This is a genomic window from Pararhizobium arenae, assembly GCF_001931685.1.
GTDB classification, from domain to species: Bacteria; Pseudomonadota; Alphaproteobacteria; order Rhizobiales; family Rhizobiaceae; genus Pararhizobium; species Pararhizobium arenae.
On sequence record NZ_MOOY01000041.1, the window covers coordinates 1 to 336 of the forward strand.

Below are 336 nucleotides of genomic sequence, written 5' to 3' on the forward strand. Positions count from 1 at the left end.
AATTCTGAGGGCGTCATCCACCTCGACGCCGAGATAGCGAACGGTGCTTTCCAGCTTCGTATGACCGAGCAGAATCTGGACGGCCCGAAGATTCCCTGTCTTCTTGTAAATCTGCGCTGCCTTGGTTCGCCTCATGGAGTGGGTGCCGTAGGCGCTAGCATCAAGTCCGATTGACGCGACCCAGCGGTGGACAATCCGAGCGTATTGCCTGGTGGACAAATGATGCGATGTCTTCCGGCGGCTTAGAAACAGCTAGCTGCCGCCGTTCCGACGGACGAAGGGAAGCCAGCCGCGAGCGCAATCTTGGTCTGCTCTGTGACCTTAAACTGTACGGGC

The 336-nt window shown here is 57.7% G+C and carries 1 protein-coding gene; it reads right to left on the reverse strand.

Going from position 1 to position 336, the window contains the following annotated elements; all coding sequences use genetic code 11:
- Window positions 1-219 (reverse strand): tyrosine-type recombinase/integrase (locus BLX89_RS23800; RefSeq protein WP_425348638.1); only part of this gene is annotated, 219 nt, incomplete at its 3' end.
- Window positions 220-336 lie beyond the last annotated feature (117 nt).